General features: G+C 72.9%; 14 protein-coding genes. 5 read left to right on the top strand and 9 right to left on the bottom strand.

Annotation, left to right across the window (positions count from 1 at the left end; all coding sequences use genetic code 11):
• Nucleotides 1-663 precede the first annotated feature (663 nt).
• On the bottom strand, nt 664-2352 hold the full coding sequence (locus tag IEJ02_RS19710) for a diaminobutyrate--2-oxoglutarate transaminase family protein (RefSeq protein WP_191066153.1): 1689 nt from the start codon (nt 2350-2352) through the stop codon (nt 664-666).
• A 260-nt stretch (nt 2353-2612) separates the two neighbouring features.
• On the opposite strand from IEJ02_RS19710, the gene IEJ02_RS19705 reads away from it, so the two are divergent.
• Nucleotides 2613-3791 (top strand): trypsin-like serine peptidase, encoded by a 1179-nt coding sequence (locus IEJ02_RS19705; protein WP_191066083.1) that lies wholly within the window; start codon nt 2613-2615, stop codon nt 3789-3791.
• A 121-nt stretch (nt 3792-3912) separates the two neighbouring features.
• Here the strand turns inward: IEJ02_RS19705 and hflX are convergent, their stop codons facing one another.
• From hflX to miaA, 6 genes are all read right to left on the bottom strand, one after another.
• Nucleotides 3913-5415, bottom strand: coding sequence for a GTPase HflX (hflX, locus tag IEJ02_RS19700; protein ID WP_191066082.1), 1503 nt, complete (start codon nt 5413-5415; stop codon nt 3913-3915).
• Nucleotides 5416-5538: 123 nt separating this feature from the next.
• Nucleotides 5539-7119 (bottom strand): M1 family metallopeptidase, encoded by a 1581-nt coding sequence (locus IEJ02_RS19695; RefSeq protein ID WP_223864095.1) that lies wholly within the window; start codon nt 7117-7119, stop codon nt 5539-5541.
• 137 nt (nt 7120-7256) lie between these two features.
• Nucleotides 7257-9509: a RelA/SpoT family protein gene (locus tag IEJ02_RS19690; RefSeq protein WP_191066081.1), complete on the bottom strand. Its 2253-nt coding sequence runs from the start codon at nt 9507-9509 to the stop codon at nt 7257-7259.
• Nucleotides 9510-9645: 136 nt separating this feature from the next.
• On the bottom strand, nt 9646-10578 hold the full coding sequence (gene dapF / locus IEJ02_RS19685) for a diaminopimelate epimerase (protein ID WP_191066080.1): 933 nt from the start codon (nt 10576-10578) through the stop codon (nt 9646-9648).
• A gap of 229 nt (nt 10579-10807) precedes the next feature.
• The gene (locus IEJ02_RS19680; RefSeq protein ID WP_191066151.1) at nt 10808-11305 is read right to left on the bottom strand and encodes a hypothetical protein; all 498 of its coding nucleotides are present in this window, start codon (nt 11303-11305) and stop codon (nt 10808-10810) included.
• A gap of 108 nt (nt 11306-11413) precedes the next feature.
• Entirely contained in the window at nt 11414-12352 is a 939-nt protein-coding gene (miaA, locus tag IEJ02_RS19675; protein ID WP_191066079.1) for a tRNA (adenosine(37)-N6)-dimethylallyltransferase MiaA, read from the bottom strand.
• A 287-nt stretch (nt 12353-12639) separates the two neighbouring features.
• Here miaA and IEJ02_RS48655 point away from each other — a divergent pair, with 287 nt between their 5' ends.
• Together IEJ02_RS48655 and IEJ02_RS19665 are read left to right on the top strand one after the other, a co-directional pair.
• A complete protein-coding gene (locus tag IEJ02_RS48655; protein ID WP_317985847.1) occupies nt 12640-12834 on the top strand; it encodes a gliding motility protein in 195 nt (64 codons plus the stop codon).
• 24 nt (nt 12835-12858) lie between these two features.
• Nucleotides 12859-13101, top strand: a complete 243-nt coding sequence (locus tag IEJ02_RS19665; RefSeq protein ID WP_137979856.1) for an antitoxin — start codon at nt 12859-12861, stop codon at nt 13099-13101.
• A gap of 112 nt (nt 13102-13213) precedes the next feature.
• Here the strand turns inward: IEJ02_RS19665 and IEJ02_RS19660 are convergent, their stop codons facing one another.
• Both IEJ02_RS19660 and miaB read right to left on the bottom strand, forming a co-directional pair.
• Nucleotides 13214-13969, bottom strand: coding sequence for a class III extradiol dioxygenase subunit B-like domain-containing protein (locus IEJ02_RS19660; protein WP_191066077.1), 756 nt, complete (start codon nt 13967-13969; stop codon nt 13214-13216).
• 22 nt (nt 13970-13991) lie between these two features.
• Nucleotides 13992-15524, bottom strand: a complete 1533-nt coding sequence (miaB, locus tag IEJ02_RS19655; RefSeq protein WP_191066076.1) for a tRNA (N6-isopentenyl adenosine(37)-C2)-methylthiotransferase MiaB — start codon at nt 15522-15524, stop codon at nt 13992-13994.
• 136 nt (nt 15525-15660) lie between these two features.
• Here miaB and IEJ02_RS19650 point away from each other — a divergent pair, with 136 nt between their 5' ends.
• Entirely contained in the window at nt 15661-16383 is a 723-nt protein-coding gene (locus IEJ02_RS19650; RefSeq protein ID WP_191066150.1) for an IclR family transcriptional regulator, read from the top strand.
• A 162-nt stretch (nt 16384-16545) separates the two neighbouring features.
• Nucleotides 16546-17535 (top strand): TAXI family TRAP transporter solute-binding subunit, encoded by a 990-nt coding sequence (locus IEJ02_RS19645; RefSeq protein ID WP_137979854.1) that lies wholly within the window; start codon nt 16546-16548, stop codon nt 17533-17535.
• The last annotated feature ends 151 nt before the right edge of the window (nt 17536-17686 follow it).

The following is a 17686-nucleotide window of genomic DNA, read 5'->3' as shown; positions in this document are numbered from 1 at the left end:
GCGGGTGGCGGCTCCGGGGCAGGCGGCCGGGGGGCTCCCGTCCCCGCACCCGCCGCGCTGGCGAGTGGCGCCGTGGCGGACGATGCCGCCGGGGGCAGTGGCACAGGTGCCGCGGGCGGTGGCACCGCGGCTGGGGGATGTGGCACTGCGGCTGGGGGCGATGGTGGTGCTGGGGGCGCCGCAGGGGCACCGGCGGCCGACGTGGCGGTGGGCGCACCGGCGGCCGACGTGGCGGTGGGCGCTCCGGCGGCCGACGTGGCGGTGGGCGGCGTGGCGGTGGGCGGCGTGGCGGTGGACGGCGTGGCGGTGGACGGCGTGGCGGTGGACGGCGTGGCGGTGGACGGCGTGGCGGTGGACGGCGTGGCGGTGGACGGTTCCCCGACCGTCGAGACCGCCGTGGGCGAGGCGGGCGGTCTTGCCGCCTCGGCCGGGGGAGGCGCTGTGTGGGGCGGGTGCGGGAGGGGCGGCGGAGGGCCGGGGCGGGCGGAGTCGTCGGGGTCGGTCAGGGCGCCGGGCACGGGCTGCGGTTGGGGAGACGAGGGGGCTCCCCCGGGAGTGTGCGGCATGGTGGGTGCGGCGCGGGCGTCACGGCGTTCATGTCCTGGGCCCGGCCTGCCTCCTTCGGTGGTGCGATGGCGATGCGGTCATACGGTGCGGGACGCGTCACCGGTGGTCTCCGGTGAGCGGCGGGGCGAACGGGGCAGCGGTGGGAGGGAGTTCACGGGAGCGGGTTCCGGCGGTGCGGATCGCCGCGTCCAGGGCGTCGGTGAGCCGGTCCAGGACGGCCTCTGCCTGCTCATCGGTGATGGTGAGTGGAGGGAGAAGGCGGATCACCGCGCTGTGGCGTCCGCCGAGTTCGACGATGAGCCCGCGCCGCAGGCACTCCTGCTGAACGGCCACCGCGAGCGCGGAATCGGCGGGCGGAGCCGCCGTACGCGTGGCACCGGCGTACGGGGCTCCCCCGCCCAACGCCCCGCCCGCACCCTCGCCCTGAGCGCCCGCCCGCCGGGCTCCCTCGCGGCGAGTCATCTCGCGGGGGACCGCCTCGCTCGGGGATGTCTGGTACGGGGATGCGCAGCCCGGGGTTCCCTCCCGGTCGGCGTTCGTTGCGGGCCCAGCCCCCGCGGCACACCCAGCCCCCGCGGCATACCCAGCCCTCGCGGCATACCCGGCGCCCGCGGCGGGCCGGGTCGACGGTGCGTTCCCGGCCTCCCCTGTAGGCCCACCCTCCGGGTCCACCAGCTCCACGCCGATCATGAGACCGCGGCCCCGTACGTCTCCGATCCACCGGCGCCCGGTGGCGAATTGGCGTAGCCGGTCCAGCATCCGGGTGCCGACGGTTGCCGCGTGCTCGGCGAGGTTGTTCTCGCGGACGTAGGCGAGGGTCGCGGCACCCGCGGCCATGGCCAGTTGGTTGCCGCGGAAGGTTCCCGCGTGGGCTCCGCGGGGCCAGACGTCGAGGTCCTCGTGGTAGACCACGACGGCCAGCGGCAGGCCACCGCCGATGGCCTTCGACAGCACCATCGCATCGGGCACCACCCCGCTGTGGTCGACTGCCCAGAAGGCCCCGGTGCGTCCGACGCCGGTCTGGACCTCGTCCGCGACGAGCGGGATGGAGCGGGCCGCGGTGATGTCGCGCATCCGGCGCAGCCAGCCGTCCGGGGCCGGGATCACCCCGCCCTCGCCCTGCACCGGTTCGAGGATCATCCCGGCCGGGTCGGGCACCCCGCCCTTCGGGTCGTCGAGCAGCTTCTCGGTCCAGCGCGCGGAGAGTTCGGCACCGTGCTCCCCGCCGACCCCGAAGGGGCAGCGGTAGTCGTACGGAAAGGGCAGCCGGGTCACCCCGGACGACGGGGCGCCGCCGGAGGCGGCCAGGGCTCCGGCCGTCATGCCGTGGTAGGCCCCGGAGAAGGCGAGCAGGCCGTCGCGCCCGGTGGCGGTCCGCACCAGCTTGAGCGCGGCCTCGACCGCGTCCGTGCCCGCCGGTCCGCAGAACTGCACCCGCGCGTGGGCGGCGAGTCCGGGCGGCAGGGTGGCGAACAGCTCGTCGGTGAAGGCGTCCTTGACCGGGGTGGCCAGGTCCAGGACCTGCAGCGGCGCCTCCGCGTCCAGGACGGCCCGGATCGCGTCCAGCACCACAGGGTGGTTGTGCCCCAGGGCCAGCGCCCCGGCCCCGGAGAGACAGTCGAGGTAGCGGCGGCCGTCGGCCCCTTCGACCGTCATCCCCCGGGCGCGCACCGGAACCATGGGCAGCGCCCGGGCATAGGTGCGGGCGGCGGACTCACGCAGCGCCTGGCGCCGCAGAATGCCCTGGGCGGCGCCGCCGTCGTCGGAGACGGCGGCCAGGGCCATCGGCGGGAGCTGGGTCACGGCCACGCGTCTCGGTCCTCCTGCTGCTGAACACCCTCCGGCTGTCCCCCGTACGTACCAACGACGCGTGGCGCTCTGGATCACGGGCTGGGCGAAGATCCTTGCGGCCGGGAACCAAGGACCCGCTCGCAGCCGTCGTAGGCGGCACCGGCATAGTGGGATACCACCCCATTGCCGGGGCGGTGCATGACAATTCCACACAGGCCGTAGAGCAGCTCAGAACCTCAGGGGGAGTCCCGCCCATGCCATCCAACCGCCGCCGACCCGCACTGGCCGTGGCCGCCATAGCCTCGGTTCTGGCGCTCACCGCCACCGCGTGCGGCTCCTCGGACGACAACACCGACGCCAAGCCGACCGCGTCGTCGGAGCAGCAGGGCGTGGGCGACATCAAGCTGCCCGACAACCTCAACGACAAGTTGAAGAACCTCGGCATCGATCTGGACCAGTGGAAGAACGGTGCCTGGAACAAGTGGGACAAGGACGACTGGCTGCGCGAGGCCGGTGACTTCATCAACCCGATCATCAAGGGCCTGTGGAAGCCGGACCGGATGCGCGACGCGCAGGAGCCCGACAAGCCGGTGGACGACAGCGACATCGCGGACGACCAGGGTGTGACCGACCCCGATCCGCAGCCCGTCACGGCCAAGGAGGTCGCCAGCCCGTACAGCTCCAACGTCCCCTACGCGGGCAAGGTCTTCTTCGACGGCCCCGAGGGCTCGATGGTCTGCTCCGCGACCGTGGTCGAGGACCCGGCGCACCCCGGCAAGTCCAACCTGGTGTGGACGGCGGGCCACTGCGTCCACGCGGGCAAGGGCGGCGGCTGGTACAAGAACCTGATGTTCGTGCCCTCCTACAACGACGCGGGCAAGTCGCAGGCGGAGCTGGAGAACGCCACCAAGGAGGAGCTGGCTCCCAAGGGCGTCTGGTGGGCCGACTGGGCCCAGACCTCCTCGCAGTGGATCGACAACGGCGCGGCCGTGGGCGGCAAGGGCGCTCCGTACGACTTCGCGGTGATGCATGTGAAGCCCGAGGTCAGCGGCGGCAAGTCGCTCGAGGAGACGGTGGGCGGCGCGCTGCCGGTCGACTTCAACGCCCCGGCGGTGAAGTCCATCGACGAGATCACGGCCACCGGCTACCCGGCCGCCCCGCCGTTCGACGGCCAGAAGATGAACCAGTGCGCGGACAAGCCGGGCCGGCTCTCCCTGGACGCCAAGCAGCCGACGATGTACCGCATCGGCTGCACCATGACCGCGGGCTCCTCCGGCGGTGGCTGGGTCGCCAACGGTGCGGACGGCAAGCCGGCGCTGGTGTCCAACACCTCGATCGGCCCGTCCAACGCGACCTGGCTGGCGGGCCCCCACCTGGGCCCCGAGGCGAAGGGCGTCTACAGCGCGGTCAGCAAGAAGTTCGCGAACCAGTGACCGGCTGAGCCGGTAGCCGTCAGGCGGCCGTCCATCCCATGGCGAGGGCCCGCCCCCGGATTTCCGGGGGCGGGCCCTCGTCGTGTAGGTGTCGTGGCCGACGCGGTGCGGCTGGTGTGACCTAGCGCTGTCCGGCGGCCGCGGCCGGGATGAAGCGCCGAAGCTCCGCCGCGAGCTCCTCGTGCACGCGCGCCTTGAGCAGCGTGCCCTCGGGGGTGTGCTCCTCGGAGAGCACCTCGCCCTCGGCGTGGGTGCGCGCGACGAGCTTGCCGTGGGTGTACGGCAGCAGCACCTCGATCTCGACCTGGGGCCGGGGCAGCTCCTCGTCGATCACCGCGAGCAGCTCGTCGATGCCCAGCCCGCTGCGGGCCGACACCGCCATGGCGCGCCGCTCCATGCGCAGCAGCCGCTGCACGACGAGCGGATCGGCCATGTCCGCCTTGTTGATCACGACGATCTCGGGCACGTCCACCGCGCCGACATCGCGGATCACCTCGCGCACGGCGGCCAGCTGCTCCTCCGGCGCCGGATGCGAGCCGTCCACCACGTGGAGGATCAGATCGGCGTCGCCGACCTCCTCCATCGTGGAGCGGAACGCCTCCACCAGGTGGTGCGGCAGATGCCGGACGAACCCGACGGTGTCCGCCAGCGTGTAGAGCCGCCCGCTGGGGGTCTCGGCCCGGCGCACGGTCGGGTCGAGGGTGGCGAACAGCGCGTTCTCCACCAGGACACCGGCACCGGTGAGCCGGTTGAGCAGCGAGGACTTGCCCGCGTTGGTGTATCCGGCGATGGCGACCGAGGGGACCTTGTGACGCCGGCGCTCCTGCCGCTTGATGTCGCGGCCGGTCTTCATCTCGGCGATCTCGCGGCGCATCTTCGCCATCTTCTCGCGGATGCGGCGCCGGTCCGTCTCGATCTTGGTCTCACCGGGACCACGAGTGGCCATACCGCCGCCCGAGGATCCGGAGCCACCGCCACCCATCTGGCGGGACAGCGACTGACCCCAGCCTCGCAGCCGCGGCAGCATGTACTGCATCTGGGCGAGCGAGACCTGCGCCTTGCCCTCTCGGGACTTGGCGTGCTGGGCGAAGATGTCGAGGATCAGGGCGGTCCGGTCGACCACCTTGACCTTGACGACGTCCTCGAGGTGGATCAGCTGTCCGGGGCTCAGCTCACCGTCGCAGACCACGGTGTCGGCGCCGGACTCGACCACGATGTCACGCAGTTCCTCGGCCTTGCCGGAGCCGATGTAGGTGGCGGGATCCGGCTTGTTGCGCCGCTGGATCACGCCGTCGAGCACCAGGGCACCGGCGGTCTCGGCGAGCGCGGCGAGCTCCGCCAGGGAGTTCTCCGCGTCCCGGACGGTGCCGGAGGTCCATACGCCGACCAGCACCACACGCTCCAGGCGCAGCTGCCGGTACTCGACCTCGGTGACGTCCTCGAGCTCGGTGGACAGCCCCACCACACGCCGCAGCGCGGCGCGGTCGGAGCGGTCGTACTGGTCGCCGTCACGCTCCTCGTCGATCTCGTGGCTCCAGGCGACGTCCTCTTCCATCAGGGCGTCGGCCCGAAGGCTCTCGGCGAGGCGCTGCCGGTCCTGCGGAAGGGAAGAGGAGTGGGTCAAAGGAATCCTTACGTCGTGGAATACCGTCACTGTCGACAACGCGTGGCGGGCCCGCGGGATTCCCCCCGCGGGGGCCGGTCGCGAACGCCGACCCCTTGATGGTCGCACGCGGCGGGCGGGGCGTCACCCGGGTTTCACGGCCCATGGCACCGAGTAACGTACCGCGTGCCGCCCCGCCCGCGCGCCAGGCAGCGCGGCGCCCTTCGTGGTCTCCTTCTCCGACTGCTTCCAGTCGGGGTGCCCCGGCATCGGCGGCGTCTTCCTGCCGTACAGCCACGGATGGAGGAACCCGCTCAGATCGCGCCCCGCCACGGTGGAGGCCAGCCGGACGAAGTCGGCGGTCGAGGCCACACCGTCGCGGTGGCGGAGCACCCACTGCCGCTCCAGCCGCTCGAAGGCGGCCCGGCCGATCCGCTGCCGCAGCGCGTACAGCACCAGCGCGCTGCCGTCGTAGACCACCGGGCGGAAGATGCCGATCGGCTGGCCGGGGTCGGCGGCCGCGGGGGCCGCGGGCGGCCCTCCCTCGGCCCGCCAGGCGTCGGACTGCCCGTACGCCTTGCGCATCCGCCGCTCCAGGCTCGCCTTACCGCGCTCATCGGCGTACAGCGCCTCGTACCAGGTGGCATGGCCCTCGTTGAGCCACAGATCGGACCAGCGGCGCGGGCTGACGCTGTCGCCGAACCACTGGTGCGCCAGCTCATGCACCATGATCGACTCGATGTACCACCGGGGCAGCTGATCGCTGGTGAACAGATCGCGCTCGAAGAGGGAGAGCGTCTGGGTCTCCAGCTCGAAGCCGGTGGTGGCGTGGGCGATCAGCACACCGTAGGTCTCGAAGGGGTAGCGCCCGGCCTTCTTCTCCATCCAGGCCAGCTGCCCGGGGGTGCGCGCGAGCCACTTCTCCAGCCGGGTGCGGTCCGCCGTGGGGACGACGTCGCGCACCGGCAGCCCATGGGGCCCGGTGCGGCGCGGCACGGCGGAGCGGCCGATCGAGATCTGCGCCAGCTCGGTGGCCATGGGGTGGGCGAGGCGGTACGTCCAGGTGGTCCGCGATCCCTTGCGGACGCGCTGTCCGGGCAGCCCGCCCGCGACGACCGTAAGGCTCTTCGGAGCGGTGATCCGGAAGGTGAAGCGGGCCTTGTCGGCGGGGTGGTCGTTGCACGGGAAGACCCGGTGGGCGGCGTTGGCCTGGTTGGCCATGGCCAGCCCGTCGCTGGTGCGGACCCAGCCGCCGTTCGTGCCGCTCCGCGGATCGCTGGTGTGGCGGACGGTGACCTGGAAGGCGGCGCCCTTACGGAGGGGGGCGGACGGGGTGATCACCAGGTCCTCACCGGCCGTCGCGAACCGGGCCCGCGCTCCGTCGACCCGCACCGAGTCCACGACGCCCTGGGTGAAGTCGAGGTTGAGGGTGCGCAGCGGGGCGGTCGCGCGGGCGTCGATGGTGGTGACGGCGTCGAGCGGGCGGTCCTGACGGTGGTAGGCGAACGCGATGTCGTACGCCGTGACGTCGTACCCGGGGTTGCCGAGCTGCGGGAAGAGGGGGTCGCCGATGCCCAGGGGACTCGGGTGCGCGGGGGACACCGGCCCCGCTGCGGAGGAGGGGCCGACCGCGAGGAAGACGGCGGCCATGGCGGCGGCCACCGGCGCGGTCCTGCGGCGCCCGGTGCGCGGCGACCTGGGGCGGCGCCCCGAAGAAAGCGTCATGCCCTACGGCTACCAGCGCCCCGGCGCCCGCGCAGTCGCTCCCGGCCTTGATCCACCCGAAGGAGTTCAGACAGCCGAACGCGTGCAGACGGCCCGACGGTGGTCAGCAGCGTGCCGCTCAGGAGCGCGACCGCCGGTCAGCGCGCCGCGGCCATGCTGCGGCCCTCGCGCGTCACGTCGTACACCCCGGGGACGTTCCGCATGGCCCGCATCAGCGTCGGCAGCCTGCCCGCGTCGGGCAGCTGGAGCGTGTAGGTGTGCCGGACCCGCTGCTCCCGCGGCGGTTCGACGGCGGCCGCCACCACCTCCGCGCCCTCGGCGGCGATGGCCTCGGTGAGGTCCGCGAGCAGATGTGGTCGGCTGAACGCCTCCGCGAAGAGGGTCACGCGGTAGTCGGCGCCCCCGTCTCCGTCGTCCTCGTCCGCCCAGCGCACCCCGACGGCCGTGCGCCCGGCCGCGGTCATCCGCGCCACTCCGGGGCACCGCTCGCGGTGCACGGTGACGGCCCCGCCGCGCACCGCGAAGCCGGTGATCGCGTCGGGCGGCACCGGGGTGCAGCAGCGGGCGAGCCGTACGGTCGCGCCGGGCAGGTCGACGACGATGCCCGCCTCGGGGCGGCCCGTACCGGGCGCGGGGGCGACGGTCTGGCCGCCCCGCGAGACCTGCGAGCCCCGGGTGACCTGCGCGTCCTTCGTCTCCTGTCCGTCCTGCGCGTCCTGGCCGTCCTGTGCATCCTGTGCGTCCTGGCCGGTGAGCTCGGAGGCGGACTCCGGCTCCTCAGCGGCCTCCCGGGGTCCGTGCTGCGACGCCGGATGGGCGGCCAGCCAGCGGTTGATGGCGATCCGGGCGGCCGGGGTGCGGGCGTGGTCGAGCCACTCCGGCGAGGGGCCGTGGGAGGCGGTGTCCCGGGCGTCGCTAGCCATCAGCAACTGCAGGGTGTCGCCGTCGCGCAGCACCGTGCTCAGGGTCGCGATCCGGCCGTTGACCCGGGCGCCGATACAGGAGTGCGCGTCGTCGCCGTACAGGGCGTACGCGGCGTCCACGCAGCTCGCGCCCGCGGGCAGGCCGAGCGTCCCGCCGTCGGAGCGGAAGACGGTGATCTCCCGGTCCTGGGCGAGGTCGTCGCGGAGCGAGGTCCAGAAGATGTCGGGGTCGGGGGTCGCGCTCTGCCAGTCGAGCAGCCGGGACAGCCAGCCGGGGCGGGTGGGGTCGGCCCGCTCGCCCTCGGGGGCGTCGGCTCCCTCCGTCGGGGCGTACGGATTGCCGAGGGCGATCACTCCGGCCTCCGCGACCCGGTGCATCTGGTGGGTGCGGATGAGGACTTCGGTGACCTCGCCGTCGCGCCCGGCCACGGCCGTGTGCAGCGACTGGTAGAGGTTGAACTTGGGGACCGCGATGAAGTCCTTGAACTCCGAGATCACCGGGGTGAAGCAGGTGTGCAGTTCGCCGAGGACCGCGTAGCAGTCCGCGTCGTCGGAGACGAGGACGAGAAGGCGGCCGAGGTCGGTGCCGGTCAGCTCGCCGCGCTTGAGCCCGACCCGGTGGACGGAGACGAAGTGCCGCGGCCGGACCAGGACTTCGGCGGTGATGCCCGCCTCGTGCAGCACGCCCCGTACGTCCTCGGCGGCCTGGGCCAGCGGGTCGGGGCGGCCGGCGTGGGCCTGGAGGAGCTCGCGGGTCCGCGCGTACTCCTCGGGGTGGAGGATGGCGAAGACCAGGTCCTCGAGCTCGGTCTTGAGCGCCTGGACCCCGAGCCGCTCGGCGAGCGGGATCAGCACATCGCGGGTGACCTTGGCGATGCGCGCCTGTTTCTCGGGGCGCATCACGCCGAGGGTGCGCATGTTGTGCAGCCGGTCGGCGAGCTTGATCGACATCACCCGGACGTCGTTGCCGGTGGCGACGAGCATCTTGCGGAAGGTCTCGGGCTCGGCCGCCGCGCCGTAGTCGACCTTCTCCAACTTGGTGACGCCGTCGACGAGATAGCGGACCTCCTCGCCGAACTGCTCCCCCACCTGATCGAGGGTCACTTCGGTGTCCTCGACGGTGTCGTGGAGCAGCGAGGCGGTCAACGTCGTGGTCTCGGCGCCCAGTTCGGCGAGGATCAGCGTGACGGCCAGCGGATGGGTGATGTACGGCTCACCGCTCTTGCGCATCTGGCCGCGGTGGGAGGACTCGGCCAGGACATACGCCTTGCGGAGCACATCCAGATCGGCTCCGGGGTGGTGGGCGCGGTGGACCTTGGCCACATGCTCGATCGCGTCCGGCAGCCGGCCGCGGGAGGCGGACCCCAGCAGGGCGGCCCGGCTGAACCTGCGGAGATTGCGCAGGTCGATGCGGGGGAGGCCGCGCCTGCGACCGAACGGGGCCTGGTCGGTGGCCTCTGCGCTCATGGGCACCTCCGGCGGCGTCGAGCGTCAACCGGCGTGGGTGCTCCCCCGGGGCCGGTGCTTGATGCTATCGAGCCCATCACGCACGGCCGACCGGCTCTCGCCCAGAGTGAAACGGATCACCCATTCGAGGGAAGTGTCAGCCGAGGTCCGTGCCCAGCCAAGAGGGATCTATCTCCCCCTCGGCCACGATCACGGCAGGGCCGGTCATCTCCACCGTACCGTCCGGCCGTTCGCTGATGACAAGCCGCCCTCCGGGGACGTCCACGGTGTACGTGACGGGGTGGCCGGTGACCGCCGGATCGGCCCCGTCACGGCGTGCGGCGGCGACCATCACGGCGCAGGCGCCGGTGCCGCAGGAGCGGGTCTCACCGGAGCCGCGCTCATGCACGCGCATCGCGACATGACGCAGGCCGCGGTCGACGACGAATTCGACGTTGGTGCCGTGCGGGTACGCGGCGGCGGGGCGCACGGCGGGGGCCGCGAACAGATCACCGGCCTCGGCGAGGTCGTCGACGAAGGCGACCGCGTGCGGATTGCCCATGTTCACGTTGCGCGCGGGCCAGCTGTGGTCACCGACCGTGACCGTGATCTCCCCGTCGGGGCCGGGCCCGGGCAGTGTGGCCTCGCCCATCACCACGGTGATCGGGGCGTCGGACCCGGCCGTGGCCTGGCCCGGCCGGGCGGCGTCACCGGCGTCCTTGGCGATGTGGGCCCGGCGCACCCCGGCCCGGGTGGCGATGGCGAGGTCGCCCGCCTCGACGAGCCCGGCGCGCTGAAGGTACCGGGCGAAGACGCGGACTCCGTTGCCGCACATCTCGGCGATGCTGCCATCGCTGTTGCGGTAGTCCATGAACCATTCGGCCTGGTCGGCCATGGCCAGCGCCTCGGGGTGTGCCGAGGACCGCACGACGCGGATCAGGCCGTCACCGCCGATACCGGCGCGGCGGTCGCAGATCCGGGCGACGGTGGCCGCGGACAGCTCCAGGCGTCCGTCCAGGTCGGGGACGATGACGAAGTCGTTCTCGGTGCCGTGCCCCTTCAGGAAGGCCAGCCGTGGTGCGGTGCTCATTCCTCGATCCTACGGGGCACCGCGCGCGCCGTCCCCCGGCGCCCGGGCCGCCTGGGGGACCCACGGGACGGAGGGCCCTAAGCAGGTCGGAGGAAATCCGCTACGGTTCGGGCAGCGCCCCGAAGGGGCGCGGGGCTGTGTCGATGTGCGGCTCCGCCGCGCGGGCGCGACCAGCCACGACGGCGCCGCAGTCGGCCAACGACGCATGGCGCCACTTCCCGCGGAGCGCTTAGCGGAGGCGGGCCACCCGCCAGAAGGTGAGGGCGGCCAGCAGCGCCACGATCACCACATAGAGCACGACGAAGCGCCAGTCCGGGCGGCGTCCGGAGCCTCTGGGGGGCAGGCCCGGCCAGGTGTAGCCCACCCGGCGGGCGGCCATCAGGCCCCAGCCCGCGGCGCAGCAGCTCAGCAGCAGGCCGAGCATGGCCACGACCGCCCCTCCGTCGCCGAACTCGAAGGCGAGCGGGAAGGCGAACATCAGCGAGCCGAGGATGGCGAGGGCGACGATCGGCGCGATCTGCCAGATCCGCAGCCGGCGCGGCGGGCGCAGCTCCCGGAAGGACTCCCCGGAGACCGAGTCCGCGCCGACCTCGCCCTCGGAGCCGTCCTCGAGGACCGGCGTGCCGGGTTCGTGGAGCTCTCCGGCCTCATCGGGGCCGTCCGGGGTCAGCGGCCGCGCGTCTCCGTGCGGCGATTGCTGCGATGCGTCGCGAGGGCCGGCCTCCATCGCCACACGCCCTCCCAACTCCAGACACCACGGCACGATCGGAGCTTGATGATGGCATGCCCGCCGGGGCCCGAATGACGAGCTGAGCTTCCCGATGCCATGACGTGATCAGGCTGTGACCGCCCGTTCAACCAACGCGAGCGCGCTCGCCAGGAGTTCCCCCCTGTGGTCGGCCGCTCCGCTGAGCCAGTGGACCCTGGGATCCCGGCGGAACCAGGAGTCCTGACGGCGTGCGAACCGCTTGGTGGCACGCACGGTTTCGGCCCTCGCCTCCTCCTCGCCGCACTCCCCGGCGAGCGCGGTGAGCACTTGCTGATAGCCCAGCGCACGGGAGGCGGTACGGCCGGAGCGCAGCCCGGCGCCCTCCAGCCGGCGGACCTCCTCGACCAGCCCGGTGTCCCACATCCGATCCACCCGCAGGGCGATCCGCTCATCCAGCTCGGGCCGCTCGACGTCGACACCGATCTGGAGCGTGTCGTAGACCGCCTCGTGCCCGGGCAGATTGGCGGTGAAGGGGCGGCCGGTGATCTCGATGACCTCCAGCGCCCGGACCACCCTGCGGCCGTTGCTGGGCAGGATCGCGCGCGCCGCCTCCGGGTCGGCGTCGGCGAGCCGGGCGTGGAGGACCCCGGAGCCCCGCTCCTCCAGCTCGGCCTCGAGCCGGGCCCGGACGGCGGGGTCGGTGCCCGGGAACTCCAGGGCGTCGATCGCTCCGCGGATGTAGAGGCCGGAACCGCCGACCAGGACGGGGGTGCGGCCCTCGGCGAGCAGGCGGTCCATCTCGGCGCGGGCCAGCCGCTGGTACTCGGCGACGCTCGCGGTCTGGGTGACGTCCCAGATGTCCAGCAGCCGGTGCGGCACCCCCTGCCGCTCGCGCTCGGTCAGCTTGGCGGTGCCGATGTCCATGCCCCGGTACAGCTGCATGGAGTCGGCGTTGACGACCTCGCCGTCGAGGTGTCTGGCGAGTGCGACGCCCAGATCGGACTTCCCGGCCGCCGTGGGGCCGACGACGGCGATGACTCGCGGCGGGTGGCCTGCAGTATTCACCGGGCCAGTCTCGCAAATACCCCGGGGGCTCCTCGAATGAGCGACGTGAGGGGGGGCACCGCCGGGTGCGTTGCCTGCTGCCGGGTTCCGAGGGCCGGTTCGGGGAATCGGCCGTCGTGCGCCGCACAGTCGCCGCGCACCGCCCAAGAGGACGCTCCGGGCGGCACGGGATTTCGCCCACGCGAGTTTCGCCCACACGAGTAAGGTATGGAGTAGATATGGGCGTGTTTTCCAGGTTTCGTCGTGTGTCGAAGGAGGCGAGCCGTTCGTCCGAGGAGGCACCGTCCGTGCGGGACGCCCAGGCGGGCGGGCCGGCCACGGCCGACGCCATGACGGCGGATACCGAATCCGGGACCGCCGATGGGGCTGAGACCGCGCGGAGCGGGAAGGAGAACCCGGCGGGTGAAGGCGCCGGGATCCCCAAGCAGCAGTCCGCGGCCGAGGCGGCCGACAGCGAGACCGGTGAGAGCGCCCGCGCATAGGCAACCGACGAGGGTAGGTGGCACATGGGCCTGATGGACAATCTCAAGGCCAAGGCCGGTCAGATGAAGGGCAAGGCCGGCAGCTTCGCGCAGCAGCACGAGGCCAGGATCGGGCGGGGCCTGGAGAAGGCGGCCAAGACCGTCGACACCAGGACCAAGGGCAAGTACAGCGCCAAGATCGAGACTGGCACGGGCAAGGCGAAGGACGCTCTCAACCGCCTCTCGCAGATGGACGAGCCCAAGCCCAAGCACAAGGGCGACGCATAAGACCGGCCAAGCGAACAAGGCACAGAGGACGGGGGCGGGCGATGCCGGGCCCGGACCGGCCGGCCCCGCCGGTACGCGGCCGTGGAGCGCAGGCTCCACGGCCGCGAGCGGTCTAGGACGACCAGCTCGCCACGAAATACCCCACGCCGTACGGCGCTTCGTCATACCGCAACTCCCCCTTCAGGCGCGCCCCCTCGCCCGCCCCCGCGAGCACCTGCAGCGGCGCGCGGCCCGCCGCCTTGAGCTCGTACGCCAACTCCTCGTCGAGCGCGGCCAGCGCCCCGGTGTCGGCGGCCGCCAGCGCCCGCGCCACCTCGGCGTCGAACGGGGCCGCCCGCTCGTCGAGATAGCCCGGCGCCTTCAGCGTGCGGCATGCGGTGCCGTCGCCCATCACCAGCAGCGCGACCCGCTCCGCCCGCCCGGCGAGCTCCCTTCCGACTTCAATACACCGCTCGGCCGCGAGAGGTTCCCCCACACCCAGCCCCTCGACGGGCACCGCCGGGTCCCACCCCGCGTGCTCCAGCAGCCAGGCGCCGACCGCCAGCGACGTCGGCAGCGAGCGCGGGGACCCGCCGCCGACTGCATCGCCGCCGCCGGACGTCCCGTCCTCCGCCACCGGCGCGGCGAGCCGCACATCCACTTCCACGCCGAAGCCGCGGAACGTCCCGGCCGCGCCCTGCGCATGCGGCCCGCGCCCGGCGCGATCGGCGGGCCCCACCACGATCAGGCGCTCCGGACGCGCCGCCGCAAGGGCGTGGATGACCTCGACGCACTCCGCGCGCAGCCCGTCCAGCTCGGGGGCGGCTCCGGCGGCGACCTCGGGCACCAGCAGCGGCGGACACGGGCAGACGGCGGCGGCGATCAGCATGATCGTCAGCCTAGCCGTGCGCTCAGTCGCAGCCGCAGCCCGCGGTGGGCGCGGCCGGCAGCGGCGGCGGGGCACCCACCGTCGGCAGGCCCAGCATCACACCCGCGGGCTTCTTCTCCTCGGGCGCGTTCCGCCGCTCCCAGGCGTCCCCGGCGCGGGTGCGCCGTACGCCCCGGGCCGGGCCCTCGGCGAGCAGATGGTGGGGAGCGGCGTAGGTGATGTCGACGGTGACGACATCACCGGGGCGCACCGGCTCCTCGGGCCGCGCGAAGTGCACCAGGCGGTTGTCGGGGGCACGGCCGGACAGCCGCCGCGTGGCGTCGTCCTTACGGCCTTCACCCTCGGCGACCAGCACCTCCAGCGTGCGCCCGACCTGCTTCTTGTTCTCCTCCCAGGAGATCTCCTCCTGGAGGGCGACCAGCCGCTCGTAGCGCTCCTGGACGACCGCCTTCGGCACCTGGCCGTCCATCTCGGCGGCGGGCGTCCCGGGCCGCTTGGAGTACTGGAAGGTGAACGCCTGGGCGAAGCGCGCCTCGCGCACCACGTGCAGCGTCTGCTCGAAGTCCTCCTCGGTCTCACCGGGGAAGCCGACGATGATGTCGGTCGAGATGGCGGCGTCCGGCATCGCGGCGCGCACCTTCTCGATGATGCCCAGGTAGCGCTCCTGCCGGTACGAGCGGCGCATCGCCTTGAGCACGGTGTCCGAACCGGACTGCAGCGGCATGTGGAGCTGCGGCATCACGTTCTCCGTCTCCGCCATGGCGGCGATGACGTCGTCGGTGAAGTCACGCGGATGCGGCGAGGTGAACCGGACCCGCTCCAGGCCCTCGACCTTCCCGCAGGCGCGCAGCAGCTTGCTGAACGCCTCGCGGTCGCCGATGTCGGAGCCGTACGCGTTGACGTTCTGGCCGAGCAGGGTGATCTCGGTGACGCCCTCGGCGACCAGGGTCTCCACCTCGGCGAGGATGTCGCCCGGGCGGCGGTCCTTCTCCTTGCCGCGCAGCGCCGGGACGATGCAGAAGGTGCAGGTGTTGTTGCAGCCCACGGAGATGGAGACCCACGCGGCGTACGCGGACTCGCGCCGCGTCGGCAGCGTGGAGGGGAAGGCCTCCAGGGACTCGGCGATCTCGACCTGGGCCTCCTCCTGGACGCGGGCGCGCTCCAGCAGCACCGGCAGGCTGCCGATGTTGTGGGTGCCGAAGACCACGTCGACCCAGGGGGCCTTGTTGACGATGGTGTTGCGGTCCTTCTGGGCCAGACAGCCGCCGACGGCAATCTGCATGCCGGGCCGCCGGGCCTTGATGGGCGCGAGCCGGCCGAGGTTGCCGTACAGCCGGTTGTCGGCGTTCTCCCGCACCGCACAGGTGTTGAAGACGACGATGTCGGCCTCCCCCTCGCCGGTGCCCTCGGGCGCGCGGACATAGCCCGCCTCTTCCAGGAGGCCCGAGAGCCGCTCGGAGTCGTGGACATTCATCTGGCACCCGTAGGTGCGGATCTCGTAGCTCTTGGGTGCTTGAACGTCCACTGCCGGGCTCCGGTCGCTGCTGATGGTCACCCAACAAGGGTAGGCGCTCACGCAAAGCCCCTCTGCCGGGCGGTGGACCGGGCCACCGCCCCGTCCCCCGGGGGTGGGCCGGCGGCCGGGCACCGGCACACTGTGTTCCATGACGCGGAACAGCGCACAGGGCAACATGCTCGACAAGGCGATGGCTGTCCTCGACTGCTTCCGGCCCGATGGCGGCGCGTTCCGTCTCACAGAACTGTCCGCGCGGACCGGGCTGGCCAAGACCACCGTGTTCCGGCTCTGCGCCGATCTGGTCCGCCTCGGCCTGCTCGAACGTGACGCCGAGACCTACCGGCTCGGAGGCGCCCTCTTCGAACTGGGCTCGCTCGTCCCGCGCCGACGCGATCTGCGAGAGGCCGCGCTGCCGTTCCTGCAAGACCTCTTCGAGGCCACGCACGAGACCGTGCACCTCGGGGTGCGCGAGGGCCACGAGGTGGTCTACGTCGAGCGCATCCACGGCCACGACGCCCTTCGGCTGCCGTCCCGCATCGGCGGCCGACTGCCCCTGACCTGCACCGGCGTGGGCAAGGCGCTGCTGGCGTTCTCGGGCTCCGAGCTGGTCGAGGAGATCTTGGCCGCGCCTCTGCCCGCCCTCACCCCCCACTCGATCACCGACCCGGACCGGCTGCGCACGGCCGTCGAGCAGGCCCAGGTCGCGGGTCTGGCCTACGAGGAGGAAGAGGCGGCTCCGGGAGTCAGCTGCATCGCGGCTCCCGTCTTCGACGGGCCGACCTCGGTGGCCGCGCTGTCGGTGGCCGTACCCCGCGGCCGCTTCCGCCCGGCGCAGTTGGCACCGGCGGTCCGGACGGCGGCCCTGGGCCTGTCGAGGGCGCTGCGCTCCGGCAGATGAGCGGAGGGCGCGCCCGCTCGACGGATGCGCGGCTCGCCCGTAGCGGCTCGCCCCTGCCCTCCCTCAGTGGCTCGGCCCCTCCCCCTCGTAGGGCTCGTCCCTCACCCCCTCCTAGCGGCCCGCCCCTCCCCTCCCGTCGGCGGCCCTGGCAGGATCCTCACCATGGCCCTCACCCTTCCGCGCCTGGACCGGCGCCGTGCCCTGCAGTCCGCCGCCGCGGGCCTCGCCGCCCTCGGGCTGCTGCTGTGGTGGCTGCTGGCGTCGGGCGGCGGCCCCTCGCCCAGCGGCCGGGTGACGTTCGCGACGGGGGTCTCCACCGGGGTCTACGACACCTACGGCCGGATGCTCGAGCAGGATCTCGCCCGGGACCTCCCCGATGTCGATGTGCGGCTGGAGCAGTCCAGGGGGTCCCCGGACAACGTCGAGCGGCTGGCCCGGGGCAGGGCCACCTTCGCCATCGCCGCCACCGACGCCGTCGCCGCCTACCAGGGCGAGGGAGCGGGGCGGCTGCGGGCCTGTGCGCGGCTGTACGACGACTACATGCAGCTGGTCGTGCCGAGGAGTTCGCCCGTGCGGTCGGCCCACGACCTGAAACATCTGCGGGTGGGGGTGGGCGACGACGGCTCGGGCGTGCAGCTGATCACCCGGGCGCTGATCAAGGCCGCCGGGCTCGACTTCGACCGGGACATCCGGGCCGAGCGGGTCGGCATCGACGCCATGCCGAGGCTGCTGCGGCAGGGCAAGCTCGACGCCTTCTTCTGGTCGGGCGGGCTGCCGACCACCGCGGTGCGCACCCTGGCCCATGCCTACCCGATCCGGCTCGTCCAGCTCGGCGACCTCACCGGCCCGCTGCACCGGCAGGGCGGGGTGACGCGCTACTACCGGGCGGCCACCGTGCCCGCCGACGCGTACGAGGAGATACGCAGGCCGGAGCCGGTCAAGACGATCGCCGTACCGAACCTCCTGGTCACCACGGACCGGGTGGCCCCCGATCTGGCGGAGGGAGTCACCCGCACGGTGATAGAGAACCGGGACCGCATCGGGGCAAAGGTGCACGCAGCCCAGAAGGTGGACCTGCGGACCGCCGTCTTCACCGATCCCCTCGCCCTCCACAAGGGCGCGGCGCGCTATTACCGCTCGGTCAAGCCGTAGCCCGCCACCGCCGCCGCCTCGATCTGGCCGACGACCGGAGCCCACGCCCGGAGTCCACATCCGGCAGGATGATCACATGACGGTGAAGAACCCGCCTCACGTCCTTACGGCCCGCCTCACGGTCCGCACAGCCCGCCTCACGGTCCGCACG

This window comes from Streptomyces sp. 5-10, assembly GCF_014712245.1.
Lineage (GTDB): Bacteria > Actinomycetota > Actinomycetes > Streptomycetales > Streptomycetaceae > Streptomyces > Streptomyces violaceusniger.
This window is presented reverse-complemented; position numbering and strand designations above follow the sequence as displayed.